Annotated in this window: 26 protein-coding genes; 3 read left to right on the top strand and 23 right to left on the bottom strand. The window is 56.1% G+C overall.

Annotated elements, in window-relative coordinates:
* Positions 1-220 precede the first annotated feature (220 nt).
* A complete protein-coding gene (locus tag FE784_RS06720) occupies positions 221-1,555 on the top strand; it encodes an ABC transporter substrate-binding protein (protein WP_176706005.1) in 1,335 nt (444 codons plus the stop codon).
* A gap of 67 nt (positions 1,556-1,622) precedes the next feature.
* Positions 1,623-2,813 carry a sialidase family protein gene (locus tag FE784_RS06715; RefSeq protein WP_176706004.1) on the top strand — a complete coding sequence of 397 codons (1,191 nt, stop codon included), beginning with the start codon at positions 1,623-1,625 and terminating at the stop codon, positions 2,811-2,813.
* 77 nt (positions 2,814-2,890) lie between these two features.
* On the opposite strand, the gene FE784_RS06710 is transcribed toward FE784_RS06715, so the two are convergent.
* The 7 genes from FE784_RS06710 to FE784_RS06680 form a co-directional block, all read right to left on the bottom strand.
* Positions 2,891-3,178 carry a stage VI sporulation protein F gene (locus FE784_RS06710; protein WP_139601364.1) on the bottom strand — a complete coding sequence of 96 codons (288 nt, stop codon included), beginning with the start codon at positions 3,176-3,178 and terminating at the stop codon, positions 2,891-2,893.
* Positions 3,179-3,266: 88 nt separating this feature from the next.
* Positions 3,267-4,133: an RNA polymerase sigma-70 factor gene (locus FE784_RS06705; protein WP_139601363.1), complete on the bottom strand. Its 867-nt coding sequence runs from the start codon at positions 4,131-4,133 to the stop codon at positions 3,267-3,269.
* Between the two features lie 19 nt (positions 4,134-4,152).
* Complete coding sequence (locus FE784_RS06700; RefSeq protein WP_139601362.1) at positions 4,153-5,442, bottom strand: phytoene desaturase family protein; 1,290 nt, start codon at positions 5,440-5,442, stop codon at positions 4,153-4,155.
* Positions 5,443-5,583: 141 nt separating this feature from the next.
* Positions 5,584-7,638, bottom strand: coding sequence for an ATP-dependent DNA helicase RecG (recG, locus tag FE784_RS06695; RefSeq protein WP_139601361.1), 2,055 nt, complete (start codon positions 7,636-7,638; stop codon positions 5,584-5,586).
* Positions 7,635-8,489: a DegV family protein gene (locus FE784_RS06690; protein WP_139601360.1), complete on the bottom strand. Its 855-nt coding sequence runs from the start codon at positions 8,487-8,489 to the stop codon at positions 7,635-7,637. Before FE784_RS06690 ends, recG begins: the two co-directional genes overlap by 4 nt.
* A gap of 27 nt (positions 8,490-8,516) precedes the next feature.
* On the bottom strand, positions 8,517-10,232 hold the full coding sequence (locus FE784_RS06685; protein ID WP_139601359.1) for a DAK2 domain-containing protein: 1,716 nt from the start codon (positions 10,230-10,232) through the stop codon (positions 8,517-8,519).
* A 55-nt stretch (positions 10,233-10,287) separates the two neighbouring features.
* Positions 10,288-10,647, bottom strand: a complete 360-nt coding sequence (locus FE784_RS06680) for an Asp23/Gls24 family envelope stress response protein (protein ID WP_139601358.1) — start codon at positions 10,645-10,647, stop codon at positions 10,288-10,290.
* Positions 10,648-10,864: 217 nt separating this feature from the next.
* On the opposite strand from FE784_RS06680, the gene rpmB reads away from it, so the two are divergent.
* Positions 10,865-11,053, top strand: coding sequence for a 50S ribosomal protein L28 (rpmB, locus tag FE784_RS06675; protein WP_139601357.1), 189 nt, complete (start codon positions 10,865-10,867; stop codon positions 11,051-11,053).
* A gap of 288 nt (positions 11,054-11,341) precedes the next feature.
* Here the strand turns inward: rpmB and spoVM are convergent, their stop codons facing one another.
* The 16 genes from spoVM to FE784_RS06595 form a co-directional block, all read right to left on the bottom strand.
* Positions 11,342-11,422 carry a stage V sporulation protein SpoVM gene (spoVM, locus tag FE784_RS06670; RefSeq protein WP_138878267.1) on the bottom strand — a complete coding sequence of 27 codons (81 nt, stop codon included), beginning with the start codon at positions 11,420-11,422 and terminating at the stop codon, positions 11,342-11,344.
* Between the two features lie 210 nt (positions 11,423-11,632).
* Positions 11,633-11,908 carry a hypothetical protein gene (locus tag FE784_RS06665; RefSeq protein WP_139601356.1) on the bottom strand — a complete coding sequence of 92 codons (276 nt, stop codon included), beginning with the start codon at positions 11,906-11,908 and terminating at the stop codon, positions 11,633-11,635.
* Positions 11,905-12,585, bottom strand: a complete 681-nt coding sequence (gene rpe / locus FE784_RS06660; protein WP_139601355.1) for a ribulose-phosphate 3-epimerase — start codon at positions 12,583-12,585, stop codon at positions 11,905-11,907. Before rpe ends, FE784_RS06665 begins: the two co-directional genes overlap by 4 nt.
* Positions 12,586-12,588: 3 nt before the next feature.
* A complete protein-coding gene (gene rsgA, locus FE784_RS06655; protein ID WP_139601354.1) occupies positions 12,589-13,512 on the bottom strand; it encodes a ribosome small subunit-dependent GTPase A in 924 nt (307 codons plus the stop codon).
* On the bottom strand, positions 13,513-15,699 hold the full coding sequence (gene pknB, locus FE784_RS06650; protein WP_139601353.1) for a Stk1 family PASTA domain-containing Ser/Thr kinase: 2,187 nt from the start codon (positions 15,697-15,699) through the stop codon (positions 13,513-13,515). It abuts the gene before it with no gap.
* Positions 15,696-16,478, bottom strand: coding sequence for a Stp1/IreP family PP2C-type Ser/Thr phosphatase (locus FE784_RS06645; protein ID WP_139601352.1), 783 nt, complete (start codon positions 16,476-16,478; stop codon positions 15,696-15,698). Before FE784_RS06645 ends, pknB begins: the two co-directional genes overlap by 4 nt.
* 12 nt (positions 16,479-16,490) lie before the next feature.
* On the bottom strand, positions 16,491-17,582 hold the full coding sequence (gene rlmN / locus FE784_RS06640; protein WP_246131930.1) for a dual-specificity RNA methyltransferase RlmN: 1,092 nt from the start codon (positions 17,580-17,582) through the stop codon (positions 16,491-16,493).
* A gap of 137 nt (positions 17,583-17,719) precedes the next feature.
* The gene (rsmB, locus tag FE784_RS06635; RefSeq protein WP_139601350.1) at positions 17,720-19,171 is read right to left on the bottom strand and encodes a 16S rRNA (cytosine(967)-C(5))-methyltransferase RsmB; all 1,452 of its coding nucleotides are present in this window, start codon (positions 19,169-19,171) and stop codon (positions 17,720-17,722) included.
* A gap of 6 nt (positions 19,172-19,177) precedes the next feature.
* A complete protein-coding gene (gene fmt / locus FE784_RS06630) occupies positions 19,178-20,119 on the bottom strand; it encodes a methionyl-tRNA formyltransferase (RefSeq protein ID WP_139601349.1) in 942 nt (313 codons plus the stop codon).
* Positions 20,120-20,123: 4 nt separating this feature from the next.
* Entirely contained in the window at positions 20,124-20,609 is a 486-nt protein-coding gene (gene def, locus FE784_RS06625; protein ID WP_139601348.1) for a peptide deformylase, read from the bottom strand.
* A gap of 52 nt (positions 20,610-20,661) precedes the next feature.
* Complete coding sequence (gene priA / locus FE784_RS06620) at positions 20,662-23,220, bottom strand: primosomal protein N' (RefSeq protein ID WP_246131929.1); 2,559 nt, start codon at positions 23,218-23,220, stop codon at positions 20,662-20,664.
* A gap of 80 nt (positions 23,221-23,300) precedes the next feature.
* Positions 23,301-24,515 (bottom strand): bifunctional phosphopantothenoylcysteine decarboxylase/phosphopantothenate--cysteine ligase CoaBC, encoded by a 1,215-nt coding sequence (gene coaBC / locus FE784_RS06615; RefSeq protein ID WP_139601346.1) that lies wholly within the window; start codon positions 24,513-24,515, stop codon positions 23,301-23,303.
* A 114-nt stretch (positions 24,516-24,629) separates the two neighbouring features.
* Entirely contained in the window at positions 24,630-24,839 is a 210-nt protein-coding gene (gene rpoZ, locus FE784_RS06610; protein WP_139601345.1) for a DNA-directed RNA polymerase subunit omega, read from the bottom strand.
* A gap of 3 nt (positions 24,840-24,842) precedes the next feature.
* Positions 24,843-25,466: a guanylate kinase gene (gene gmk, locus FE784_RS06605; RefSeq protein ID WP_139601344.1), complete on the bottom strand. Its 624-nt coding sequence runs from the start codon at positions 25,464-25,466 to the stop codon at positions 24,843-24,845.
* Positions 25,456-25,719, bottom strand: a complete 264-nt coding sequence (gene remA, locus FE784_RS06600) for an extracellular matrix/biofilm regulator RemA (RefSeq protein ID WP_110840413.1) — start codon at positions 25,717-25,719, stop codon at positions 25,456-25,458. Before remA ends, gmk begins: the two co-directional genes overlap by 11 nt.
* 111 nt (positions 25,720-25,830) lie before the next feature.
* On the bottom strand, positions 25,831-26,715 hold the full coding sequence (locus FE784_RS06595; protein WP_139601343.1) for a YicC/YloC family endoribonuclease: 885 nt from the start codon (positions 26,713-26,715) through the stop codon (positions 25,831-25,833).
* Positions 26,716-26,760: the final 45 nt, after the last annotated feature.

Raw genomic sequence — 26,760 nt, 5'->3', positions numbered from 1 at the left:
AATAGTGAATGTAGCAAGCAGATTGATATAGGCATTATACGCCAACTTTTTTTATAATAAAAGCGAAATCAGGAAAACGCTTTCCCAGAAAGGAGGAACATGTCCGGAATCAGAATCCGTCAAAGCGGCAGTCTGACTGAATTCGCTTGCGGATGTGAGCGGGAAACGGGTATCCATGAAGGAAAACAGCAAGAAAAATAATATTGGGGGTGCACGAATCTTGTTCCGTAAATGGGAAAAACCGATGTTGACTTTATTTGCAATCGGCTTCGTGTTGGCCGGCTGCGCAGGAAAAGGCAATCCGACGAATACGGAGGAAAGCGCTCAACCCGTCAAACCGGCAAGCAGTGACCCGGTTACCGTAACGCTATATGCGAAGACGCTGCTCACCGACGATGACTTCGTCAAGTACATTCAGAACCCGCTCAAAGCGAAATACCCGCACATCACGGTTAAAAAGGTCGATGCCGCAGCGGGCCGGCAGCCCTCCGATCTTATCGCCGCCGGGGATACTCCGGACTTCATCTGGGACGGGCTGACGAATATCGACGTCATCAAAGATGTAGGCTGGCCGTCGGATTTGGATCCTCTCGTCAAAAAGCATAAATTCGACTTAAACCGTCTTGAACCGGAGATGGTCAGCAGCATCCGCTCGTTCTCCGAAAAAAACGGGCTGCTGTTCATGCCGTTCCGCAGCTTTTCCTTTGCCTTGCATTGGAACAAAACGATCTTCGACAAATTCGGTGTCTCCTATCCGAGAAACGGCATGACGTGGGAAGAGACCGTCGAACTCGCCAAGAAGGTGACCCGGACCGAGAACGGCGTCAACTACAGGGGGCTGAGCGCAGGCATCAACGTGAACAGGCTGCAAACCCAACTTTCCTTGCCATTTATCGATGGGTCGACGGGCAAGTCGGTACTGCTGACGAACAATCAGTGGCAAGACGTATTCCGGATGTTCAAGAGCATCTATGGGATTCCGGGCAATTACCCGCCAAACGCCAAGTTTAGCGACGGAAGAACAGCCTTTCTCAAAGACCAAAACTTGGCCATGTTCCCCCACCTCGTCTTGATCGGAGACGCCGATTTCGCTCTAGCCGCGAAGGAAGGTCTGGAATGGGGCATCAGTACGTTCCCGGTATGGAAAGAGAAGCCGGGTATCGGGCCGGGCATCTTCTCGGACGGCTTCGTCATTCCGAACGGCAGCAAAAACCCGGATCTGGCCTTCGAATTGATCGCCTATCTGCTCTCCGACGAGGTGCAGACGATGGCTGCCAAGCTCGGAAATCCGCCGGCGCTGGCCAATCCGTCCGTGAAGAAGCGGCTATACGAAGATAACCCGTTGGTCAAAGGAATCGATTTGGCTCCCGTACTCTCGCTGCGCAGCGCTCCCCCATATGCCAAAACAGCGTATGATACAAAAGCGAACCGGGACATTATCGAGAAAAAGGTCGAGTTGTTTTACACGGATAAAACCGACCTCAACACGTCGCTTAGGCAGGCGGACGAAGAAATCAACAAGATGGTCGAAACCGAGAAAGCGAAGAAAAAGTAAGGCGCTGTCGGAAAGCACGGCCGTTTGCGGCCAAGGCGCCAAATGGATAGAAGAGGATGGATAACCGATGAAGCAGTGGATTAGCGAAATCCGGTACCAGGACCGGGCGACGCAAACGTTTCTGGGCAGCCCAAGCATCGTCCGCCTGCCCGGCGGTACGTTAGTGGCCTCGCACGATTATTTCGGCAAAGGAAGTCCGAAGGATTACGAAGGCAGGGAAACGCTAACTAGCATTTACCATTCATACGACGCCGGCTTATCTTGGACTTGTGTCACTCAGCTTGCCAGAGCGTTCTGGAGCAGTCTGTTTTTGCACCGCGGCGAGTTATTCTTGCTCGGGACCACAGGGGACTTCGGCCATATCGTCATCCGCAAAAGCGAAGACGACGGTTTTACGTGGACGCAAGCTCTCGACGAGTCTAGCGGACTGCTGTTTCGCGGGGGACCGGGGATGGAACCGCCCAATTATCATTGCGCCCCCATGCCCGTACTGAATGCCGGAGGACGGCTGTATCGCGCTTTCGAAGATTTGGATCCGGCCATACGCCCGATCGGTTTCCGTTCCTTCGTCATTTCTTGCGACGCGGATGCCGACTTGCTGAAGGCGGACAATTGGACGATGAGCAACAAACTGGTATACGACCAGGAGGCGGACCCTCCCGAATGGGGGACGAACAATAAAGGCGCGGGTTGGATCGAGGGCAATCTCGTGGAAGGACCCGACGGACAAATTTATAACATGCTGAGAATTTGCTCCGAGCCCGTGACCGACAAATGCGCCATGGTCCGGGTATATGACGGCGGCAACCGGGTGGAGTTCGACCCCGCCGAAGATTTCGTATGGCTGCCCGGTAGCACGCATAAATTTACGATCCGCAAAGATCCGGAAACCGGCTTGTACTGGACGCTGTCCAATAAAGGCGAAGATCCGGCGAAGCACGTGCTACGGGAAACGCTCTCCCTGTTCGTCTCGCCGGATTTGCGGGAATGGCGCTTCGCGGCCGCGCTGTTGCACGACGACCTCGGGTACCCTTCCCAGGAATCGAAGAGACGGACCGGATTTCAGTACGTCGACTTTCAATTTGACGGCAATGACATTATTTATATCGTACGAACGGCTTACGACGGGGCCAACAGCTTTCACGACAGCAATCGCATCGTCTTCTCCAGAGTGGAGAAATTCCGGGATCTTGCCGAGGGCCGTCTTATGGGCGGCTCGGACGATATTCGACGCGTTGATCGTCCCGACGCCAATTGAAAGACCGGCCGCTTCGGCCGGCTTTTCCCTTTATTCCGAACGAAGCGGTTCTCGTCCGTCATCCCTTGCCGCGCCTATTACCGAAACATCCCCCACAGCTTGATCAGATGAAACGTATTTTTCGGATCGATCTTCAAGTCGATGACCATTTGCACGATTTGATTCGCCAAGCTTTCCGATACGGGTTCATGCAGTATTTTCGTAAGCTTGCTAAGCAACGACTTGACCTTGGCCCGGTCCTGCAAATCCGCCTTGGTGACGCCGTCCAATACCATTTTGACACTGTCTTTCGTATCGGGATTTTTCAGCTTCAGCTTGACTCGCTCCACCAGTTCCCGCGGGATTCCGTACTTTTGATAGCTCAACCAGGACACCTCCCGAATTCTTCCATTGTACATTGTATGAGGAAGGTGCCTGTATTTTGCCTACAATTGCTGAACGGGTCCCTGCGAGTCATATTTGTTTGTTAAAGTGCCGGAGCTTCTCGGGATTCATTACCGTATAGATCTTGACTATTTTGTCAGAGAGCCAATCGAAGGTTATGGCTGCGAACGTACCCGATTCCGCTATAAGAATAACCCCGGGCTGGCCGTTGATCTCCTGAATGACGCTTGTAAACGGGGGGACATCCGGCCGTACCGCCTCAAAGTAACGCATAATAAAATCCGGTCCGTATATCGGACGCAAGGCGACTCTCACTTTACCGCCGCCATCCATGAAGAGTACGCTCTCGGTTGACAGAATGTCGACCATAAGGCCAATATTTCCGGTCGTCAAGGCACGCGTAAATTGCTCCACAAGATGGTTCTTTTTGTCGGGAACAACAACGTTCCGGCTAGACGTGTCGCCCAAGCTCGATTTGGCGCGATAATAAAGTTGTCGGCAGTTGTTGCTGCTTTTGTCCACTATGCCCGCTATGTCTTCAAACGGAAACCGAAACGCCTCGCGAAGCACATACACGATACGCTCCGTGGCCGAAAGCTGCTGCATCAACAACAGATAAGCGGTCGATAACGATTCTTTCCTGACATAGCTCTCCAACGGATTTTCACTCTGAATCCCTTCCGTAAGCAAGGGTTCCGGCAGCCACGGCCCGATATAAGTTTCGCGCTGCCTGCTTGCAGCGTTCAGAAGATTGATACAGCGATTATGAACGGATCGGCATAAATACGATTTCATGTTTTGAATGGAATCCCCGGACCTCTCTTGCACGGAAAGGAAAACCTCTTGAACCGCGTCTTCGGCGTCCATAACATTGCCTAGTATATGATAGGCGAGGGAAAACAACAGCGGTTTATACTTTTCGTAGTCAACAATCATTCCGTCCTATCGCCTCCTGTCAAGAACTTGTGCGGTAATGCTCCCGAATGACAGCTCCGGCTGCTCTTTTGGCGCTGGCCAGTGCCGCGTCCGCAAGCATTTCGCCTCTCCCGGTCCAATCTCCTGCAACATACAAGCCGCGGATTTCAGGAACATCAGGACCGCAGCAGCAATCGGCCGAATCGACTGTCGGGAAATGATGGGTTACCGTCATGGCAGGCAGAAACTGTCGGGCAAGCTCTTCTTGCCGCCACCCTGGCTGTACCATATCCAGCGCCTGTTCCAGCTGACGTTCGTCCTCTCTGGGCTCGCCAGGATGCACCCCAAGGTGCTTGATCATATGGATCACGACTGATCCGTCACTGCTCATGTTGACAACGGAGGAGGGATTGTTATAGAAAATGGGCTGGTCCAGCCAAAATCCCGCGATGAATGAGGGCTTTGGCTTTGGCAGCTTCCGCAACACTACATCGAGGCAGGCGGCTTTAATCGGCCTTGCTTGATTTTTCCACTTGGCCATGCTCGTATGCTCGGCGTTCGGGACAAGCCCATATCCATCTCCCGGCCCTCCGGCAACGATTACGTTCGAAACCTGAATCGTTTCATCATTTTTCAAACGTACTCCGCAGACTTTTCCGTTATGCGCAATTTCAACGACGTGTTTGCGGGTAGCAATGGCAACTCCGGTTTGCAAAGCGATTTCTTCCAAATGCTCGACCAGAGCTCCCCAGCCCCTTTCCACGTAAAACGCCTTCCCTGACAAAGTGCGCTGCAATTGTCTGATCGCGGGTCCTGCCGATAGAAGATCGGGATGCGGCACGAAGGTATTGGACCGACTGACCGCATAGATGGCATGCCGGACCATCGGATCCCGAATTTCTTTCTCCACCCATTCTCGCATACTCATGTTGTCCATTTGCCGCGGATCCGTTTTGGGCAGCTTGATCATCATTTTGGCTAAATCCAGTTTACCCGCGAAATCGAATAGTTTGGATGACATCAAAGCGAGAGGGCCGGCCGGAAAAGGATAGGACTTCTTATTCCAGACGGCGATGGCCGAGGCTGGCGGGCAAGCTCCTGTTAAGTTAATGTTCAGCTCCTTGAGAACTTCTTCCGCTTCTCCATCCAGATAGAGCGCATGGACCCCCAAGTTCATCAAGGCATGATCTTTCTTCACGGTTTTGGCCCTGCCGCCCAAAAGCTCCGATTTTTCCAGCACAATAACCGACAATCCTGCTTTTCTCAAATAAATGGATGCCGTCAACCCCGTAATTCCTCCGCCGATCACGGCCGCATCGTATCTGTTCATGGGATCACCTCGTTTGTTTTACCCATAAGACAAACGAGAAACCGAATTTGTTACATATTCCGAGATTCAGACCGATTGCCTATTCGGGGGCTAGGCGCGCATAAAAGCAAAAAAGCCCGAGTGCCCGGGCTTTGCAATAGCTCAATCCAACTGTTCCCCATCCAAAATTTGCTCCCTGTGCAAAAACTCGCGCAAAGGCAGCGTCTCCGCCGACGTCCAGAACCCGGGCTTCGCCACCAGCTCGGCCGTATCGTCGCGAGCCATCTCCATCACTTCGAAGTCGCTCATCATGTCGGCCAGCTTGAATTCCGGCAGGCCGCTTTGCTTCGTTCCGAAAAAGTCGCCGGGCCCCCGCAGCTCCAAATCGCGGCGGGCGATCTCGAAGCCGTCGTTCGTCTCGGTCATCACCTTCAGCCGTTCCTTCGCCGTCTCGTTCTTCGGATCGGCGATCAGAATGCAGTAGGATTGATGCTCCCCACGGCCGACGCGCCCTCTCAGCTGATGGAGCTGCGACAGGCCGAACCGTACGGCATCGTATATCACCATCATCGTCGCATTCGGAACATCGACCCCTACTTCGATAACCGTAGTGGAGACGAGCACTTGCACTTCATTGTCCTTGAACGCCCTCATGACCTCGTCCTTCTCCTGCGGATGCATGCGGCCATGAAGCAAGCCAACGCGAAATTCGGGGAATGCGTGGGACATTTGCGCATGCACATCGATCGCATTTTGCACATCCAGCTTGTCCGACTCCTCGATCAGCGGACAAATGACATAGGCTTGCCTGCCTGAGGCCACCTCGCGCCGGATAAAGCCGACCACGCGTTCGAGCTTATCGTGTTCGACCGAATACGTCTTGATCGGTTTACGGCCCTTAGGCAGCTCCCGGAGCGTCGACACGTCCAGATCGCCGAAGGCGGTTATCGCCAGTGTGCGCGGAATCGGCGTCGCCGTCATCGTCAGCACGTCCGGGTTCATCCCCTTGCGCCGCAGCACGCTGCGCTGGTTGACGCCGAAACGGTGCTGCTCGTCCGTTACGACGAGTCCGAGCTTGCGGAACAGCACGTCGTCCTGAATGAGCGCGTGCGTACCGACGACTACGTCGATGAGCCCCATATGCAGCGAGTTGATCGTATCCCGCCGTTGTCGGTCGGTCAGGCTGCCGGTGAGCAGGCCGACCTGGATGCCATACGGCTCGAATAACCGTTCGAGCGACCGTTTATGTTGTTCGGCCAATATTTCCGTCGGCACCATGAGCGCGCCTTGACAGCCCGCCTTGACGGTCGCGAACAAAGCTGCGGCCGCCACCACCGTTTTGCCCGCGCCGACATCGCCCTGCAGCAGCCTGTTCATGCAGTATGGTTCCTTCAAGTCGTGCAAAATTTCCGCGATCACTTTTTTCTGCGAGTCGGTCAGCTTGAACGGAAGCGACCGGACGAATTGGCGGACGTCCTCATTATCGAATACATGGGCCACTCCGTCCGCACGCTTCCGTTGAATGGCGCGGAACGCCTGCAGCTTCAGCTGGAAAAAAAACAGCTCCTCGTAAACGAGCCGCCTCCGGGCTTTTTTGCCTTCCTCGACATCGTCCGGATGGTGAATCCGGTACACCGCTTGCTTGCGGGCCATGAAGTCGTATTTGTCGGCGATTTCCGCGGGAATCGCTTCCGCTACGAGCGCACCGAACTGGGTAAGCGCCTGGTGCACCGTCTTGCGCATCCATTTTTGCGTAATTCCGCCCGTAATCGAATAAACAGGCTGCAGCGTTCCCGACTGAGACGAGCTTCCTCCCGGAAACTCCGACTCGGCAACGGTAAGCTGCAGCCTGCGGCCGTCCCATTTTCCCGTCAATACGATTTCCTGTCCCGCTTTCAGCTTGTCCTTCATGAAATGCCGGTTGAACCAGACGGTCGATATGAATAACGGGTCCGCATATACTTTGCACGTCATGCGCGATTTGGTGCGCCCATACATTTGCACGCTCGGCTCGCTGTATATTTTGCCTTGAATCGTTATTTTCTCCCCGTCCTTCACGCCGGTCAGATCGCGTATCCGATAGTCCTCGTACCGGAACGGATAATATTCGAGCAGGCGGGCGACCGAGTCGATTCCGAGCGCCTCCAGTTCCTTCGCCTTGGCCGGAGTGACGCCGGAGACGGACCGGACGGGGAGAGCATGCAAATCCGTACTCATGGCGCCGGTCTCGCGAACGCGGCCACCGTACCGGGCCCCGCGTGGGTGCCGATTACTGGACCGACATCCGTAAAGGTCCATTCGGCAATGTTGAAATTGGCGCGCAGCAGCTCGGTAAATTCATCGGCCGATTCCTTGGTTTTGGCGTGCGCCACGGTCATATGCAGCTTCCGGTCGCCGAAGTCCGCCTTCAACATTTCAATAATGCGGCCCATCGCCTTTTTGCTTCCCCGTACTTTATCCACAGAAGATACTTCGCCCTCGGTATCTATCGTCAGGATAGGCTTAATATTCAGCAGCGACCCGAACAGTGCGGCCGCTTTGCCGATTCGCCCGCCTTTTTGCAAATAGTCCAGCGTGCCGACGAGGAAGTAGATGCGGGTTTCCTGCCGCAGCTTCTCGAGCTGCGCCAAAATTTCGTCCCGGCTCTTCCCTTCCTTGGCCGCTTTGGCCGCTTCCACGACCAACAAGCCTATTCCATACGAGGCCGATTTCGAATCGACGACCGACACGTTCGTATTGCTGTCCAGAATCGATTTGGCCAGTACCGCCGATTGATAAGTCCCGCTAAGGGCGGAGGAAAGATGAATCGATATGATTTCCGTCTCCGGATCGGTGCCCAGTTTTTTGTACACGTCCAGAAAATCGGCCGGGGACGGTTGGGATGTCGTAGGCAGCGTCGCGGATGACGTCAGCTTGTCATAAAATTGGTCGGGCTGGATCGTTACGGCGTCGTAGAACGTCTCAGCGCCGAAATGCACTTTCAAGGGCACCATTTCGATGCCGTATTGCTTCCGGACCGATTCCGGAATATCGGACGTGCTGTCCGTTACGATTCGGACGTTCGCCATCGGCGTCCCCTCTTCCCATTGCTGAATTTATTCAACCGAGAACAAATAATAATAGAGCGGCTGTCCGCCCGCGAGCACTTCCAGCTCCGCGTCGGGGTAAGTCTCCTCGACGATTTCCGCGAGCCGGACCGTATCCGCTTCGGATGCTTCCTCGCCGGTCATAACCGATACGACTTCGCCGCCTTGCGCCATCATGCTGTCCAGCAGCTTGCGGCACGTATCGAGCAGGTCCGGGCCGGAGACGACGATTTTGTTGTTATGAATGCCGAGGTAGTCGCCTTCGCGAATGTCGATCCCGTCGATTTGCGAATCCCGGACCGCATAAGTCACTTGTCCCGATTGAACGGCGCCGATCGCTTCTTCCATCGAAGCGGCATTCCGTTCCGCCGTGGCTTTCGCTTGGAACGCCAGCATGGCCGATATCCCTTGCGGAATCGTCTTCGTCGGCAAAACGAGGACGGCGCGCTCCATCAAATCGCGCGCTTGCTGTGCCGCAAGCACGATATTGGAGTTGTTCGGCAGCACGAACACCGTTTCAGCCCGAACCTTCTCGATGGCGCCGACAATGTCTTCCGTACTAGGATTCATCGTCTGACCGCCCGACAGGACGACGTCCGCGCCCAAGTTTTTGAAAATCGCCGCTATTCCTTCTCCGGCCGCGACGGCCACGAAACCGAACGGCTTTACGGACTCCGCGGCAGAAGCAGGCTTGGACGCCTCATGGACCTGAACGGCCTTTGCGGCTTGGTCTGCGCTTCCTTCCACGATATGGGAATGCTGTTCCCGCATATTGTCGATTTTGATCTTCACCAGATCGCCGTATCGCTGCGCCAGTGTCAGCACTTCGCCCGGGTGCTCCGAATGAAGATGCACCTTCACCAGGTCGTCGTCGGCCACGACGAGCACGGAATCGCCGTGCCGCTCCATCTCGTCCCGGAACGACGGCTCATCGAATACCGTTCCCGTCGTCTTTCCCGGCTCCAGACGGATCATGAATTCGGTGCAATACCCGAATTCGATATCCTCGGTCGCCATATGAGCTTGCGCGTGGATATGCTCTAATGTAACGCTGCCGGGAACGCTTCCCGCGGCCACGATCGAACCGTTCCCTGCCGGCATTTCCCCGTTCAAAGCGGCGACGAATCCTTCATAGATCAGTACGAGGCCTTGTCCGCCGGCATCTACGACTCCGACCTGCTTGAGCACCGGCAGCTGCTCCGGGGTTTTCGCCAAAGCTTCCTTGGCCTTGGCCAGCACCTCCCGCATCAGCTCTCCGATATCCCCGCTGCGACGGACGGAAGCCAAGCCATGCTTGGCCGCTTCGCGGGCGACCGTCAGGATCGTCCCTTCGACCGGCTTCAGAATCGCCTTGTAAGCCGTGTCCACGCCCTGCTGAAGGGCGGCGGCAAACTGCTGCACATCAATTTCTTCCGCATCCTGAACCGCCTTGGCGAAGCCTCGGAACAATTGCGACAAAATAACCCCGGAATTGCCGCGGGCTCCCATCAGCAGCCCTTTCGACAGCGCTTCGGCCGATTTGCCGATATGCGGGGACGTCTTTTTCTTAAGTTCCTCCACACCGGAAGTCAATGTCATATTCATGTTCGTTCCCGTGTCTCCGTCCGGTACGGGAAATACATTCAAGGCGTTGACGTTTCCCACATTGGCGTGTAAAGCTTCGGCGCCTTTGATCATCATGTTGGTAAAATTTGAGCCATTCAGCTTTTTAAAGCGCTTACTCAAGAAAAAACTCCCCCATCCCTCGGAATACATCTCGGCTTGCCGTTTGTTGCCCGCCTTAGCGCGCGATACGCACGCCTTGCACGACTATGTCCACGAAATCGGCTTTCAAACCGACTACCTCGTTCAGCACATATTTGACTTTGGATTGTACGTTGTGCGCGACCTCGGAAATTTTCGTTCCGTAGCTGACGATAATGTGCAGCTCGATATGCACCCCGTCCGTCTCCGTCCGGACCTCGACGCCACGGCTCAAATTCTCGCGGCCGAGCAGCTCGGAAATGCCGTCCTTCAGCTGCTTGCGCGAAGCCATGCCGACCAATCCGTAGCAATCCAATGCGGCCTGTCCGGCCAGTACCGCTATACAATCGTTCGAAACGATTATTTTACCCCATTCGTTGTCGATCTGCATGGACATGCCGAAATTCCTCCCCGATCCGTATCTGTGCTGCTATCGATTTCTACGCGACTGGCAACTTGATTCGCATAATTGCGGAACGTTTCTTCCATTTTACTATAATCGACAAAAGAAAGAAATGCAAAAACCGCAGAGCATGGAATTGACGCGGCTACACGGCATATGCTAATATATTGGGGTATGTGTTCGGTATGATTGCTTTCAGGAGGTGTAATTCATGTCCCGCAAATGTTTTATTACTGGCAAAAGCCCGCGCCAAGGCAACCACGTGTCCCATGCTAACAACCACAACAAACGGACCTGGGGCGTTAACGTGCAAAAAGTGCGCATTATGGTTAACGGCAAGCCGAAACGCGTTTATGTAAGCGCCCGTGCTCTGAAATCCGGCCTTGTCGAGCGCGTGTAAGCATTCGTCCGGAAACGTCGCTTCACGATCGATCGAGGCGAATAGACAAAAAGCACCCGTTACAAGGTGCTTTTTTTTCGTTCCTACCGCCCCCGGCGCCCAGTGAAGCGATGCGCCCGCTTGGACGATTCCGCTTCAAGGCGCGGCGCTGCCGGCACCGGACGACGTACGCGCCCGCAATGGAGCGAATCCGACGGTAGACGCAAGTATGCACGATGCATGCTGTCTTTGTTTGTCGCCGGTCGTACTTCAATTCCCTTCTTCGGGTCTTCGGGCCGGCCGAAGAAATCAGCTTTTGCTAAACGAGTTCAAAATCGCTTTCACCATACCGCCCAGAAATCTCGGTAGCTTAATCGTATAAAATTTCATTTCTACCCCTCCCTCGCATGTTCCGCGCGGCCCCGATTGCCCGCCGTTGTCCCGTTTTACGCGCCGCCGCGCGGATTCACCTCGTGACTTTAGCTTATTCGCCGCCTGCGGAAAAGGTGAAGACCCGGACAAAAAAACTACAAGAGCGGCAACTCTTGTAGTCATTTATATGCGGCCCTGCCGGAAAACATACCGCGAAGGCGCGTGTTGCTATTCTACTTTCAATCCCGGGGGTTCGAGATTCAGGATCGGGATTTTGCCCACAGCGACGTATACGACCGTGAGCAGCACCCAAAATACGAGCGACATCAGCACGAAGCTGATGCGCAATCCTTTGGATTCGAACGATTTGAAATAATAGATGCCGATAAACAGGGCGCCGAGCGAGTAAATGTAACGAAAAATAGAAAATTCATGCCACGAAAAAATCAATAGCAGATGCCCGGCCAAAAAACTGCAGAGCAGCAGCATCAAGGTCTTCCTCACAAGAGCTTTCCTCCCGTTCCGGCTGCGCTGCGAATGCGGGAAATGGCTCTCCCGCGATCGTCCTGCGCAAATACGGCATTCCCCGCGACAAGCACGTTCGCGCCTGCCTGACGTACGAGCGGCGCCGTATCCTCGTTGACCCCTCCGTCAACCTCTACATGCACGTGTCCGAGTCCGCGTTCGTCCAGCAGCCTTCTCAGCAGCGAAATTTTCGGCACGCTCGACGGGATAAAGCGCTGGCCCCCGAAGCCGGGATTAACCGTCATAAGCAGGACGAGATCGATATCCTCGACAATATGCTCCAAAGTCGCGAGAGGAGTCGCCGGATTGAGCACGACACCGGCTTTGGCTCCCTCGCTTTTGATCAGTTGGACCGTACGGTGCAAATGCGTGCAAGCTTCGACATGTACGGAAATATAGTCTGCGCCGGCCTGAGCGAAGGCGCGGATATAGTCGTCCGGTCTGGAAATCATCAGATGAACGTCCAGCGTCAGCTGCGTATGCGGGCGTATCGCCTGTACAATCGGCGGTCCGAGCGTGATGTTAGGCACGAAGTGCCCGTCCATGACATCTACGTGGATCCAGTCCGCCCCTCCCTGCTCGACATCGCGGATTTCTTCGCCCAGCTTGGCGAAATCCGCGGACAAAATCGAAGGAGCAATTATCAAATCCGCCATCTGTCAATACCTCCGTTTCCGTTCTTTCATTTCCTGCAAAAAAACGAGGTAATGCTTGTAGCGGCTCGACGCGATTTCCCCGTTCTCCACCGCCGCCAATACGCGGCAGCCCGGCTCGTGCTGATGCAGACAGCCGCGAAATTTGCAACCGGAGGAAGCGCGCTTCATTTCCACGAAGCAGGAGGACAGCTCATCCACTTCGATCTGCAAAAAATCGAGCTGGCTGAAGCCCGGGGTATCGGCGACGAGTCCGCCTCCGTTTCCTTCGAGAGCGATCAGCTCCACGTGCCGGGTCGTATGCTTCCCCCGTCCCAGCTTCGAGCTGATTTCATTCGTTTCCAACGAAAGTCCGGGTACGAGAGCATTTACTAGCGAAGATTTGCCGACGCCGGATTGTCCGGAGAAGACGCTGGTCCGGTCCGCCAATCGGGAACGCGCTTCGGCTATGCCTTCCTTTGTCCTCGTGCTCGTTACCAGCACCGTATACCCGATACCTTCATATAACCGTTTTACTTCGTCCAAAGCGGGCTGCTCCTGCGATCGGTCGTCCAGCAATCCATCCTCCGTAAGCAGATCGCGCTTCGTCAGGCAAATAAGCGTCTCGAGTCCGGCCTTCTCCGTATGCACCAAAAATTTGTCCAGCAGCTGCAGATTGAGAGCCGGCTCCGCGAGCGAGAATGCGAGCACCGCTTGATCGACATTCGCCACCGGGGGACGGATCAGCTCCGTCGTGCGAGGCAGTACCACATCGACCGTTCCTTCGCCGTTTTCCGTAACCTCATACATGACCCGGTCACCGACTAGAGGGGTAATTCCTTTTTTCTTGAAAATGCCTCGGGCCCGGCATTGGATCGGTTCGGCTTCCGCCTGCGCGGGTAATACATAATAGTAGCCGCTCAACGCTTTCACGATTACGCCTTCGGGCATTCAGTTTGTTCCTCCCGTCGGCGTAGTCGTACCCGTGGGCGGCGTTTGGGATCCGCCCGTCGTTCCGCCCGACTGGACAGTGCCGGAAGCAGGCTTGTTGGCGCCGGTCGTTCCGGTCGTACCGCCACTCGTTGCTCCGGTAGTGCCGCTCGTTCCGGTACCCGAGCCCGCACCGCCCTGCTGCGTTCCGCCCTGCTGCTGTTGTCCGCCGCTTCCCGGCGGGGTAGCGCCGTTATTGCCCGTCGAGGAACTCGTCTTGCCCGAATATGGCACCGTATCGACATCGTACCTCTTGCCGTCGCGCATATACGTGATCGAACCGTCCTTGCCGGGAGACAATACCAGTTGGATGTCGAACGTTTGCGCATCGGTAATTTTACGCGGATTGCCCCACTTGATCTCATCGCCGCGAGCGTCGCTGTATATAATTTCGATCGTGCTTTCCTTGCCTTTTTCCGCCGGCGGAATGACCTTGGAGACGGTCACTTCTTTCGCGTCGGCCGGATATCCGGTGCTGACGAATATTTTCACTTCCGCTCCCGGCGATACGTTGTCCTTCGGCTTGAACGGGAATTGGTCGTATACTTTTCCCCTAGGCTGCTTATAGGTGCCCGCTTGCTCCACGATCAGCTTCAAGTCGTTCAGCTTCGCCCTCGACTGTGCCTCCGCTTCGGTCAATCCGATGAGATCCGGCATAGGGAATTGATCTCTGCCTTTGCTGACCGTCAGCTTGATGGCGACCGTCTTCGGATCGAATTCCTCGTCGGGTGCCGGGGTTTGCGTCAAAATCGTCCCGGGCTCTTCGTTGCCGGACGCTTCCTTCTGCTCGATCTGCGACTCGGCGATACCTAGTCGGACGAGCTCGGTTTTGATCACATCGCCAACCTTTTTGCCTTTCCAGTCCGGCATTTTTTGCTTTTCCGGTCCCAGACTGACGTACAGCGTAACCAAATTGTTGATTTTGACACGCACCGGCGTCGGGTCCTGCTGGATGACGATATCTTTGGCGACCTGCGCATTCGTCTGCGTGACGACCTTGGTTTGCAGCTGGAGCGCCTTCAGCTTCTCCTCGGCCTCCTTCACCGGCATGCCGACAACATTCGGAATGTCCGTCTCGGGAACCTCGAGCGATTGCTTCACATAACGGACCCCCATATACATTAGCGCGAGCAGCAGCAAGATGACGAACGTCCAGATGACCGGCTTTACCCAGCCCTTCTTCTTGCGCGCCGGCTCGGGTTCGTCCTCGTCCGGCGTATCCTGGACGTAATGATCGGCGCGAATCGCCGGGAGTACCCTCGTCTTCTCGTTATCGTCATAATCGTCGTACTCGGGTGAAGTAAACGTGATCTTCGGTTCGTTTCGGCGCTCGGGCGTCAAGCACGTATCGAAATCCTGCATCATCTCTTTGGCCGAGCGGTATCGTTCTTCCGGCTTTTTGCGCATCGATTTCAATATGATATTTTCGACGCTTTGCGGGATGAGCGGATTTACTTTGCGGGGCTCCTCCACATCTTCCTGCAAATGCTTCAGCGCTACGCTGATCGGGCTCTCGCCGAGAAAAGGAAGCCGCCCCGTCAGCATCTGGTACAGGACGATGCCTAACGAATACAGGTCGGATTGCGCTCCGGTCAACGTTCCTTTGGCATGCTCCGGGGAAAAATAATGAACCGAGCCGACGACCGAGCCGGTCTGGGTAATTTGCGAGGCGTCCGCGGCGCGGGCGATGCCGAAATCGGTCACCTTGACGCGTCCGTTTTTGCCGATCAAAATATTGTGGGGTTTGATATCGCGATGGATGATCTGATTATGGTGCGCATGATCGAGCGCGTCGCATATTTGACCGGCGATCCGGATCGATTCTTCGACGGGAAGGGGGGCCCGCTCCTTGATCAAGTCGTTCAGCGTCTTGCCCTCGACGTATTCCATCACGATGAAATGTATTTCTTCTTCCTGGCCGACATCGTAAATGCTCACTACGTTCGGATGCGACAACGATGCGGCGGCTTGGGCCTCCCTGCGAAACCGGCGGATGAATTCTTCGTCGTGCACGTACTGCTGGCGCAGCACCTTGACGGCGACTTTCCGATTGAGTAATATATCATGTCCTTTGTAAACCAGTGCCATTCCGCCGCCGCCGATGCGGTCGAGAATCTCGTATCGTCCTCCCAGCACGTGACCGATCATGCATCACCCCTCCTTTCCGCATCGTTCGTTCCGTACGCGCTTTGAGCGTCGTCGTTGGAGAGCAGCACAACCGTAATATTGTCTCCGCCGCCTTCCTCGAGCGCGCGACCGACAAGCTTATCCACCTTCCACTGCAAATCTTCCCGGGCCGCGATAATCTCGAACAATTCCCGCTCCTCGACAAGTCCGCTAAGACCGTCGCTGCACAGAAGCAGAATGTCCCCGTTCCGCCAAGCATTATGGATGACGTCGACCTCGACCTGCTTATCCGTACCCAACGCCCGGGTCACGACATTGCGCAGCGGATGGACGTTCGCTTCCTCCGGCGTAATCTGGCCGGTCTTGATCAGCTCGTTCACTAGCGAGTGGTCCTCCGTCAATTGCCGGATCGAATCGCCCGATACGAGATAAGCCCGGCTGTCGCCGATATGTCCGATAACCAAATCGTAGGACGTCGCCAGCGCGGCTACAACGGTCGTGCCCATCCCCTGGTAACGGGCTTGCTTGGAGGCGAATTCGAATACCGTATCGTTCGCCTTTGCGATAGCGAGGCGTACCGCTTCTTTCCGCTCCTCCACCGTCATATCCGTGCCGACCGTCCGCATTTCCGTCTCGACGAGCTCGATCGCCATCTGACTGGCGATTTCTCCGGCCTGGTGGCCGCCCATGCCGTCCGCGACGATAGCGAGGGTAAACCCGTTCCACTCGTTTCTCACCGCGGCCCGGTCTTCGTTGATCAGACGGATGAGTCCGGCATCCGTACGATGCGCCGTTTGCATGTTCCCCTCACCTCACTGTGATTCCATGTGCTGCGCGCGCAGTTGGCCGCAAGCCGCGGCAATGTCGCTGCCGTGCTCCCGACGGATCGTCGCGGGGATATTCTGCTTTTCCAGAATACGCTGGAATGCGAATATATCGTCCCGCTCCGTTCGTTTGAAATCCCGCTCCAGCACGAAGTTGACCGGAATCAGATTGACGTGGGCAAGCGGCAGCATGTCCTTCAGCACCGACGCCAGCTCCTGAGCGTGCTCCGCGGCATCGTTCACGCCGCCCATAAGAGCGTACTCGAACGTAATGCGCCTTCCCGTCGTACGCAAATAATATTTGCACGCCTCTACCAGCTCCGCGAACGGATAACGCCTGTTGACGGGCATCAGCTTGGAGCGCAGCTCGTCGTTGGGAGCATGGATCGAAATCGCCAAGTTGATTTGCATATTTTCGTCGGCGAACTTGTAAATATTCGGAACGATACCGCTAGTAGACACCGTGATGTGGCGCTGCCCGATATTCAGACCTTTCTCGTGGTTCATCAGCTTCAAAAACTTGAGCATCGCCTCATAGTTTTCGAACGGCTCTCCGATTCCCATAATTACGATGCTGCTGACGCGCTCGCCGGTCGCATCCAGCAGCCGCTGGGCTTGTACGACCTGTGCGACGATCTCGCCGGAGGACAGGTTCCGCTTCAGTCCGCCCAGCGTGGAGGCGCAGAACGTGCAGCCGATCCGGCAGCCGACCTGCGTCGTAACGCATACGCTGTTGCCGTAATCGTGCTTCATGATGACGGTCTCGATAGCGTTATTGTCGGACAGCTCGAACAAGAACTTGACCGTGCCGTCTTTCGACTCCTGACGGGCAATTTCCTTGAGCGATACGAATTTGAAGCGTGAGGTCAGCTTATCCCGCAAAGCTTTGGACAAGTTGGACATTTCCTCGAAGGAACCGACCCTCTTGACATACAGCCAATCGAATACTTGCCCCGCCCGGAACGACTGTTCGCCGTTTTCCTTCAGCCATGCCTGCCAGTCCTCCAGGGAAAGGTCATAGGCCGATAAAGTCTCGGGCACATAAGGCTCCAATGGTTTTAACGGTTTTAAAGGTTTCAGCAAAAACATCCCTACCCGTTGATAAATTTCACATATCGGTATAACACGCGCGGCCCGCTCCTCGCGAATCCGCTGCGTTTCTAATCCATTTTAGCATAACCGGCCGCGCAGCTAAAGTTTCCGGCCGTTTCCCATTCCTATTCGGTCCGTTTGCGCAGCCTGGCGATGAAAAATCCGTCGGAACCGAACAGGTGCGGGAGCACGGTGACCGTACCGTCTGCTGCGACTGTTCCCTCCGGCAAACGCTCCAATAAGCGCTTCGGAGGCTGCTCCAGCGAAAAATCGGGATTATCCAGAAGAAAGCGTCGGATAACCCGCTCGTTTTCCTCCTCCGAAATCGTGCAGGTGCTGTATACGAGAACGCCTCCGGGGGCGAGAAGAGCCGCTATACCGGCAAGCAGCTCGGCTTGCAGCTTGGCGATCTCCGTCACATCCTCGGGCTGCTTGGCCCACTTGATGTCCGGCTTGCGGCGAATGACGCCGAGCCCCGAGCATGGCGCGTCCAGCAAAATGCGGTCGAACCGCTTCCCTCCGAGCGCCTCGGGCAGCTTTCTCGCATCGATCGTCATCGTCTCGACCGTCCGAAGACCGAGCCGTTTCGATTGCGCCTCGATCAGCTCCCGTTTATGCTCGTGCAAATCGCAAGCGAGCACGCGGCCCGTATCGTTCATCAGCTCGGCCATGTGAGCCGCCTTGCCGCCCGGCGCCGCACAGCAGTCCAAAACGTTCATGCCCGGCTGCGGATCGACCATCTCGGCCACGAGCATCGAGCTCTCGTCCTGGATCGACAGCTCTCCCCCCGCGTACCACGGCGTAAGCGCCATATTGCCGCCGCTCTCCACCACGATTCCTCTCGGGGACAAACCGGACGGACGGGCATCGTATCCCGCTTCCGTCAATCGTGCGAGCAGCGCTTCCGGAGCGAGCTTTAGCGCATTGACCCGCACGCTGGCGCGAGGAGGCTCATTGTTGGCCCGACACATCCGTTCGGCCGTTTCGGCGCCGAATCTCCGTACCCAGTCGGCGACAAGCCACTGCGGGTGGGATTCCTTCAAGGCGATGCGGGATACCGGGTCCAGCGAATCCGGGACGTGAAGCTCCGCTTTGCGGCGAATCGCGTTGCGCAGCACTCCGTTTACCATACCCGAAATGCCCGAATGCCCTTTCCGCTTGGCGATATTGACTGCCTCGTTGACGGCGGCATGCTCCGGGATCCGGTCCAAATAAAGCAGCTGATACAGGCTGAGCCGCAGCAAAATGCGTACCCATGCCTCCAGCTTCGCGCTTCCTTTGGCTATGAACCGGTCCAAAAAGAAATCGATCGTATTTTTCCGTTGTATCGTGCCGTATACTAACTCGGTGACGAGAGCGGCCTCCGTTTTCTCCGGCCGGTACTTCTGCAGCGTCTGATTCAGCAGCAGATTGCTGTAAGCCTTCTCGGTATCTACGCGGGTAAGTATCGCCAGAGCCAGCTCCCTCGCGGAAGGCGGCTTCGAGCCGAGCTTCCCGTCATTCCCGTTCGTACGCGGGCTTTTAGGCTTGCTCGGCTTGGCCGTTCCGCTCTTATGTTGTTGCCCGTTCGGTTTCAAATTCGGTCAAACCCCCAATACGGTTCCCGGCGGGATCGGCGCGCCGCGCCTCAAATCGGATACGCTCATCGCTTTTTTGCCGGCAGGCTGCACATGCGTCAGCCATAAGGAGCCGTCGCCCGTCCGCACTTCGAGTCCGTCGTCCGTCATTTGCAGAACGGTTCCGGGCGTTGCGGACGTGCGGGCTGCGGACGTTCCCGGCTTGAGGCTGGCCCATACTTTGAACACCTCGCCGTTCAGCAGCGTAAATGCGCCCGGCATAGGATTCAGCCCTCTGATCTGATTGAACAGCTCGAGCGATCTCTTCGACCAATCGATTCGTTCGTCGTCGCGGCTTATGTTGGACGCGTACGTAGCTTCGGCGTCGTTTTGCGGAACCGCCTCGATTCGTCCTGCCAGAAGATCGGGCAAAGTGCGGCGCAGCAATTCGGCTCCGGCCAAGCTCATTTTATCGAAAATCGTGCCGGTCGTATCCTCGTCCGTTATCGGAATCTCCACACGGCTGATCATATCGCCGGTATCGAGTCCTTCGGCCATATACATGATCGTCACGCCGGTAACCGGCTCGCCCTTCATGATCGCGTGCTGGATCGGCGCGCCTCCCCGGTATTTGGGCAACAGCGAGCCGTGGACGTTGATGCAGCCGTGCCGCGGCATCGTCAGAACCGACTTGGGCAAAATTTGCCCGTAAGCCGCTGTGACGATCAGATCCGGGCTATAACCGCGTATATCCTCTACGGAAACGGGATCGCGCAGCTTAAGCGGCTGAAGCACGGGGATGCCGTGCTTCAGCGCTTCCGCTTTGACCGGCGTAGGCGTCAATTCGCGCTTGCGCCCTTTTGGCCGGTCGGGCTGCGTAATGACGGCTACGACGTTATAGCCTTCGTCAAGAAGCGTTCTAAGGGAAGGAACGGCAAAATCGGGCGTTCCCATGAAAACGACGTTCATGTCTTCACTCCTCGCCTTTTTTTTGCCGTTCCTCTTCGCGGTATACGCTTTGCGCCAAGTCGGTGAACAGGACGCCGTTCAGATGGTCGACCTCGTGCTGAAACGCTCTGGCCAGCAGCTCCGAGCCGGTAATGACGATTTCGTCGCCATTGCGGTCAAGCCCCTTTACCGTAACTTTCATCGCCCGGTTGACGTCGCCTCTCAAGCCGGGAATGCTGAGGCACCCTTCTTGGCCGAGCTGCTCGCCTTCCTTGCTTACGATTTCCGGATTGATCATTTCGATAAGACCGTTGTCGTCACCCACGTCGACGACGATGACGCGCTTTAAAATGCCGATCTGCGGCGCGGCCAAGCCGACGCCTTCGGCGTCGTACATCGTGTCGGCCATATCGTCCAGCAGCTTATGAATATTGGGCGTAATTTTCGGTACCGGCTTCGCTTTTTCCCGAAGCACCGGATCCGGATCTTTGACGATTATCCTTATTGCCATACTTCACAGCACATCCTCTCGAAGACGGAATTCTATACGTTCATCGCTGTCCCTACATAAGCACTTGCGGGTTTACGTCGATGCTGATCAGCAGCTTTTCCTGACGGACCGTTTCGTCGAAAGCGGCGGCCGTTTCCGTCAGCATGCCCGAGACGTCGACACCCACCCGATATTTTACCATGCATTGGAACCGATATCTATCTTTGATTCTCGGGATAGGGGAGGCGACCGGGCCATACACCTCGAAATAGGACGTCGAAGCATCGTAAGGGGACCGATCGGCTTCCGTCTTATGCCGCGACCGCTGCCAGCTGTCTTTCAATCTCGCGACAAACGACTCGCCCGCGCGAACGAGCATGGGTACCTGTTCGTGCGAAAACGTAACGAGAGCCAGCTCGCAATAGGGAGGATAACCGCGCATTTTGCGCATTTCCAGCTCGTTGTCGAGAAACGCTTTATAGTCGTGCCCGCTGGCCGTAACGATACTGTAATGATCGGGCGTATACGTCTGAATGAACACTTCTCCGGGCAGCTTGTGCCGTCCCGCGCGTCCGGCCACCTGGGTCAGCAGCTGGAACGTTTTCTCGGCAGCCCGGAAATCCGGCAAATGGAGCACCGTATCCGCGGCTATGACGCCGACCAGCGTCACGTCCGGGAAATCGAGACCTTTGGCGACCATTTGCGTGCCGAGCAGAACGTCGGCCTGCTTGTTGCGGAACCGGGTCAGCAGCCGTTCGTGCGATCCTTTCTCCGACGTCGTGTCTACGTCCATCCGGATGACGCGTATACCCGGAAACAGCTTGCCGAGCTCCTCCTCGACCCGCTGCGTGCCCGTGCCGAAATAACGGATATGCTCGCTGTCGCAGCTCGGGCATGTTTTCGGTTCGGGCTGCGACAAACCGCAATAATGGCAGCGCATCGACCTCGACACCTGATGGTAGGTCAAAGAAATGTCGCAGTGGGGGCATTGGACGACGAATCCGCACGAGCGGCACATGACGAACGTCGAATAACCGCGCCGGTTGAGCAGCAAAACGGTCTGTTCTTTCTTGTGTAACCGTTCTTCGATCGCTTTATACAGCCCCCGGCTGAACATCGACCGGTTTCCTTCTTTCAATTCCTCTCGCAGATCGACGATATGGACGGCGGGCAGCGGACGGCCTTCCACGCGGTCGGCCATCGTCAGCAGCCGGTACGGCGCAGCTTCGTTGCCGGCGCCGTCCGACGAACGCATCCCCGTTCTGGCGAAGCTCTCCAGCGACGGCGTAGCCGATCCGAGCACGACAGCCGCTCCGTGGCGGGAAGCCCGCTGGATCGCCACGTCCCTTGCGTGGTATTTCGGACTTTCTTCCTGCTTGTAGGAAGATTCATGCTCCTCGTCGATAATGATGAGTCCCAAATTCGCAAAAGGCGCAAATACGGCGGAACGGGCGCCGATCACGACACTGACGCGCTTCAAGCCGATTTTGCGCCATTCGTCGTACCTCTCCCCTTGCGACAGTCTGCTGTGCATAACGGCGACGGCGTCACCGAATCGGCCTTTGAACCGTTCCACCATCTGCGGGGTAAGCGAAATTTCCGGGACCAGCACGATCGCCTCCCGACCCTGATCGAGACACTGCTGTATCGCCTGAAGGTACACCTCCGTCTTGCCGCTTCCGGTTACCCCGTGCAGCAGGAATACGTTGTGCTCTTTCTTGTCCAGCGAGGACGAAATCGGATCGAGAGCCTCCCTTTGCTGCTCGGTCAGCGGCAGCGGCGACGTCCTGTCGAACTTCCGGCCCTCGTACGGATCGCGGAACACTTCCCGCTCCCGGACCGTCAGCCACCCTTTCTCCGCCAATCCTTTGACCGTTCCGGCGCCGACGTTCAGCTTCTCGCTCAATTCGGAAAGCGGAACAGGCTCCGGATTTTCGGAGAAGTAAGCCAGCACTTCCATTTGCCGCTTCGCGTTCGACGGTAGGCTCCGGCTATGCTCCAGCAGCGCCTCCGCTTCCGCGGCGGGCTCGACGTAGAGAATTCTTTTGGCCTGCAGCCGGTCCTTGACCGTCTGTACTTCCACTAACGTCCCTTGCTCCAGCATATGCTTCAGCAGCGGTCCCGAATCCGGAAAACGGTTCAGCATCGCCTCCGTGCTAACGGCCGATTTCTGACGGACGAACGCGACGATCGCGTCCTCCTCCGCGCTTCCGGCAAACAGCATCGTCTGTCCTTCGCCGTCTGACGGCTGTCTCGAATCGATCCGCTCCGGTCGATCCGCTACAGCGATCATTTTCTCGTATTTGGCTTTAAGCGCACCGGGGATCATCGCTTGCAAGGCGGTTATTTCGTGACAAACATAAGTGCGGCTCATCCAATCGGCCAGCTGCACCAGCTCCGGATTGAGCGGCGGCACCAAATCGAGCACCTGCTCGATCTTCTTCAGCTTGCCGGCCGCCATATCCGACTTCGCCGACAGTCCGACGACGAAGCCTTGCAAAGTGCGCGGGCCGAAAGGCACCCCTACGCGGCTGCCGATCCCGATCCATGCCCTCAGTTCCTCCGGCACGACGTAATCGAAAGGCCTGTTCGTTTGCTTGGCCGGCACATCCACGATCACTTGCGCGTACACGTTCGGCTCGTTTCCTTCGTCCAAGGGCAGCAAAGAACTCTCATACAGATCGGCGTATCCCGATGCACCGTCCTTGGCCATCAGGCATCACTCCCGGCTCGACCGTCCAAACGTTCGGCCACGAGACTCAGCAATCGTTCGGCCACATCACGCTTGCTCATTTGCGGCAGTGCCGCGACCAACCCGGTGCCATCGAATATTTGTACGATGTTCGTGTCCGTACCGAAACCCGCTCCCGGTACCGTGACGTCGTTTAGCACGAGCAGATCGCTTTTTTTCCTTTTAAGCTTGTCCAGCGCATACTGCTCGCCATTGTTCGTCTCTGCGGCAAAACTGACGATGAACTGCGTCGTTTTCCTTTCGCCGAGCGTCTGCGCGATATCCGGATTTTTGACGAGCTCGAGGGTCATCGTGTCGTCTTTCTTTTTAATTTTGATGTCCGAAGGATAGGCGGGTCGGTAATCGGCAACGGCTGCAGCCTTGATGACGATGTCCGTTTGCTCGAATCTGGCGAGGACGGCGTCCATCATATCGAGCGTAGATTCGACGCGAACGACTTTCATCCCGGTTGGCGCAGCTATGGACGCCTTGGCTGTTACGAGCGTTACGTCGGCTCCCATCCGCTTCGCCGCTTCGGCGATCGCATACCCCATTTTCCCGGAAGAATCGTTCGTTATGTAACGGACGGGGTCGATGCGCTCCATCGTGCCTCCCGCGGTCACGAGCACCCTTTTACCGGCCAGAGGCTTGGTAGGATTCAACATTCGACCGATCGCCGCCATGATTTCCTCCGGCTCGGCCAACCTCCCCTTGCCTACATAACCGCAGGCGAGCTGCCCTTCCCCTGGCTCGATGAAAGAAATGTCGCGATTGCGCAATGTACGCATGTTGTCCACCACGGCAGGATGCGCATACATATGCACGTTCATCGCGGGAGCTACCAGAATAGGCGCTTCCGTTGCCAAAATCGTCGTGCTGAGCATATCGTCCGCAATCCCGTGAGCCATCTTGGCAATGATGTTCGCTGTAGCCGGCGCTATAACGACGAGGTCGGCACTGTCCGCCAAATCGATATGCTGCACGACCGTGGCGTCCTTCTCGTCGAACGTGTCGACCGCCACATCGTGGCGCGACAACGTCTGGAACGTCAGCGGCGCAACGAACTTCGTCGCCGAGGCTGTCATGATGACCCGCACGTCGGCCCCGGCCTGCGCCAGCTTGCTGCAAAGCGCCGCCGCCTTGTAACTGGCGATGCCGCCGGTTACGCCGAGCACAATCGTTTTCCCTTGTAGCATGTGCAACCCTCTCCATTTCCCACAAAGTGAAGCGGGGCAACCGCCTGATCGTTATCGGCAGAAGTCCGCAGAAAAAAATAACAACCTGCCAGAGGTTGTTGTCATGCGGGCTTGCTATTTCGTATCTTTAGGCTGTGCCTCTACGTTGATATAATCGCCGTATATTTCTTCCAGCGCGACTCCGACATATTTGCTGGCGTGTGCGTCCTTCAAATCCGTTTTCGAGCCGTCGCGCAGCATTCTTGCCCGTTTGGACGCCGCCACGACGAGTGAATATTTGCTGTCGACTTTGTCGATAAGCCGGTCGATCGATGGGTATAACATAGGTTAACGCACCTCTTCCAACAATGATTTCACGTACGGCAATATACGTTCGCGCTTGCAGTGTTCTGCGGTAATAATCGACTTGATGCGTTCGCACGCCATCTCCACCCTGTCATTGACCACCGCGTAATCGTAATGCTCCAACAGCCGGATCTCGTCCGCCGCGACGGACAGACGGTTGCGGATCGAATCGTCGGTTTCGGTACCGCGATTTACGATCCTGTTCTTCAATTCGCCTAGCGACGGGGGCATGAGAAACACGAACACGCCTTCCGGAAAACGCTCTTTGACCTTCATTGCTCCCTGCACTTCGATCTCGAGTATTATATCTTTACCGGCCTGAATCGTCTCGTTGACGAAGCTGCGCGGAGTGCCGTAGTAATTCCCAACATACTCGGCATACTCCAGCAGTTCGTCCCGCTCGATCATGGAACGGAATTGCTCCTTCGATTTAAAAAAGTAGTTAATGCCTTCCGTTTCTCCCGCCCGCGGATAGCGCGTCGTCGCGGAAACCGAATATACGAGTTCCGGAGCCAGCTTGCGGAGCATGGAACAGACGGTACCTTTGCCTACACCGGACGGGCCGGATAGCACGATCAAAAGGCCTTTGTCCGCATTACTCGTCATGATCATCGTCCTTGTTATTCGTAAGTCTGTGCGCCACCGTTTCCGGTTGCACGGCCGACAAGATGACGTGGTCGCTGTCGGTGATGATCACCGCGCGGGTACGTCTGCCGTACGTAGCATCGATCAGCATATGCCGGTCGCGCGCTTCTTGGATGATCCGCTTGATTGGAGCGGATTCGGGACTTACGATCGAGATGATCCGGTTTGCGGACACAATATTTCCGAAGCCGATATTGATCAATTTAATGGCCATCATTGCCCTCCTACGAATTCAAGACCGCAGAGTCCGCTATAATCGGTCCCGCCACAGCCTTGCACTATTCTTGCCTAATGCCGCAATGCTCATACTTTCGAAGACGGCCGTTCATTCAATATTTTGCGCTTGCTCGCGCATTTTTTCCAGCTCGGCTTTCATTTCGATCACCCGATCCGCAAGCTCGAGTCGATTCGATTTGGAGCCGATCGTATTGACTTCCCGGTTCATTTCCTGTATGAGAAAATCCAATCTTCGTCCTACGGGTTCATCGGCGCTTAGCAGCTTCCGGCATTGATCGATGTGACTCGACAGCCGGCTCAGCTCTTCCCCGACATCGGATCGGTCCGCCATGACGGCAACCTCCGTGATCAGCCGCGGATCGTCTTGTCTCAATGCGGCATCGCCGAGCAGCTCCGTTAGCCGTTCATGCAGCTTCGAACGAAACTCCTCTACCGCCTGTCCGGCCGCAGAGACCATCTCGCGACGGTGGTAATCCAGTTGCTCCAGTCGTTCGGTCATATACCGGGATATATGATCGCCTTCCGTTTCCCTCATTCGCAGCATGATGCTTGCGGCTTCGCGCACGATTTCGAGCAGCGGCTCCGTTAACGGCTCCGCCTCTTGCTCCGCTTCGCGGAATAGAATCAGACCGGGAAGAGTCATCATATCCTTCAGCGTCAACGTATCGCTTATACCGAAACGTTCCCGCAGCTGCTCCGCGGCTTGACGGTAGCCTTCCGCAATCGTCCAGTCGATCTCGACCGATTTCGATCCGCCGGCTTCCTTTTCAATCGAGACGAATGCTTCCACCTTTCCCCGCTTGACGGCATGTTGAATTTCCCGCTTCACTCCGTCTTCCAACGAAAGCCACTCGCGGGGGATTCGTACCGTGATTTCCGAATAACGGTGATTAACCGATTTCAGCTCCACCAGCAGTCGGTAACCGCCGGAGGATCGGCCCGATTGGCCGAATCCAGTCATGCTGCGAATCAATGGGGATCACATCCATTTACCCTATTCTAAAGCATTTTGCAAGTG

It is taken from the genome of Paenibacillus hemerocallicola (genome assembly GCF_006265175.1).
Lineage (GTDB): Bacteria > Bacillota > Bacilli > Paenibacillales > NBRC-103111 > Paenibacillus_AB > Paenibacillus_AB hemerocallicola.
This window is presented reverse-complemented; position numbering and strand designations above follow the sequence as displayed.

Excerpts from the sequence above, each read along its gene's own strand:
- pknB (WP_139601353.1), bottom strand. The coding sequence starts at position 15,699 with ATGATCGGTCACGTGCTGGGAGGACGATACGAGATTCTCGACCGCATC.
- FE784_RS06705 (WP_139601363.1), bottom strand. The coding sequence starts at position 4,133 with ATGATTGTTGACTACGAAAAGTATAAACCGCTGTTGTTTTCCCTCGCC.
- fmt (WP_139601349.1), bottom strand. The coding sequence starts at position 20,119 with ATGAACGTCGTTTTCATGGGAACGCCCGATTTTGCCGTTCCTTCCCTT.
- recG (WP_139601361.1), bottom strand. The coding sequence starts at position 7,638 with ATGAGTACGGATTTGCATGCTCTCCCCGTCCGGTCCGTCTCCGGCGTC.
- rsgA (WP_139601354.1), bottom strand. The coding sequence starts at position 13,512 with ATGCCCGAAGGCGTAATCGTGAAAGCGTTGAGCGGCTACTATTATGTA.
- spoVM (WP_138878267.1), bottom strand. The coding sequence starts at position 11,422 with ATGAAATTTTATACGATTAAGCTACCGAGATTTCTGGGCGGTATGGTG.
- rpmB (WP_139601357.1), top strand. The coding sequence starts at position 10,865 with ATGTCCCGCAAATGTTTTATTACTGGCAAAAGCCCGCGCCAAGGCAAC.
- FE784_RS06690 (WP_139601360.1), bottom strand. The coding sequence starts at position 8,489 with ATGGCGAACGTCCGAATCGTAACGGACAGCACGTCCGATATTCCGGAA.
- FE784_RS06645 (WP_139601352.1), bottom strand. The coding sequence starts at position 16,478 with ATGCAAACGGCGCATCGTACGGATGCCGGACTCATCCGTCTGATCAAC.
- FE784_RS06700 (WP_139601362.1), bottom strand. The coding sequence starts at position 5,442 with ATGAACAGATACGATGCGGCCGTGATCGGCGGAGGAATTACGGGGTTG.
- coaBC (WP_139601346.1), bottom strand. The coding sequence starts at position 24,515 with ATGCTACAAGGGAAAACGATTGTGCTCGGCGTAACCGGCGGCATCGCC.
- FE784_RS06680 (WP_139601358.1), bottom strand. The coding sequence starts at position 10,647 with ATGTCCATGCAGATCGACAACGAATGGGGTAAAATAATCGTTTCGAAC.
- def (WP_139601348.1), bottom strand. The coding sequence starts at position 20,609 with ATGGCAATAAGGATAATCGTCAAAGATCCGGATCCGGTGCTTCGGGAA.
- gmk (WP_139601344.1), bottom strand. The coding sequence starts at position 25,466 with ATGACGAGTAATGCGGACAAAGGCCTTTTGATCGTGCTATCCGGCCCG.
- remA (WP_110840413.1), bottom strand. The coding sequence starts at position 25,719 with ATGGCCATTAAATTGATCAATATCGGCTTCGGAAATATTGTGTCCGCA.
- rpe (WP_139601355.1), bottom strand. The coding sequence starts at position 12,585 with ATGGCGGATTTGATAATTGCTCCTTCGATTTTGTCCGCGGATTTCGCC.
- FE784_RS06715 (WP_176706004.1), top strand. The coding sequence starts at position 1,623 with ATGAAGCAGTGGATTAGCGAAATCCGGTACCAGGACCGGGCGACGCAA.
- rpoZ (WP_139601345.1), bottom strand. The coding sequence starts at position 24,839 with ATGTTATACCCATCGATCGACCGGCTTATCGACAAAGTCGACAGCAAA.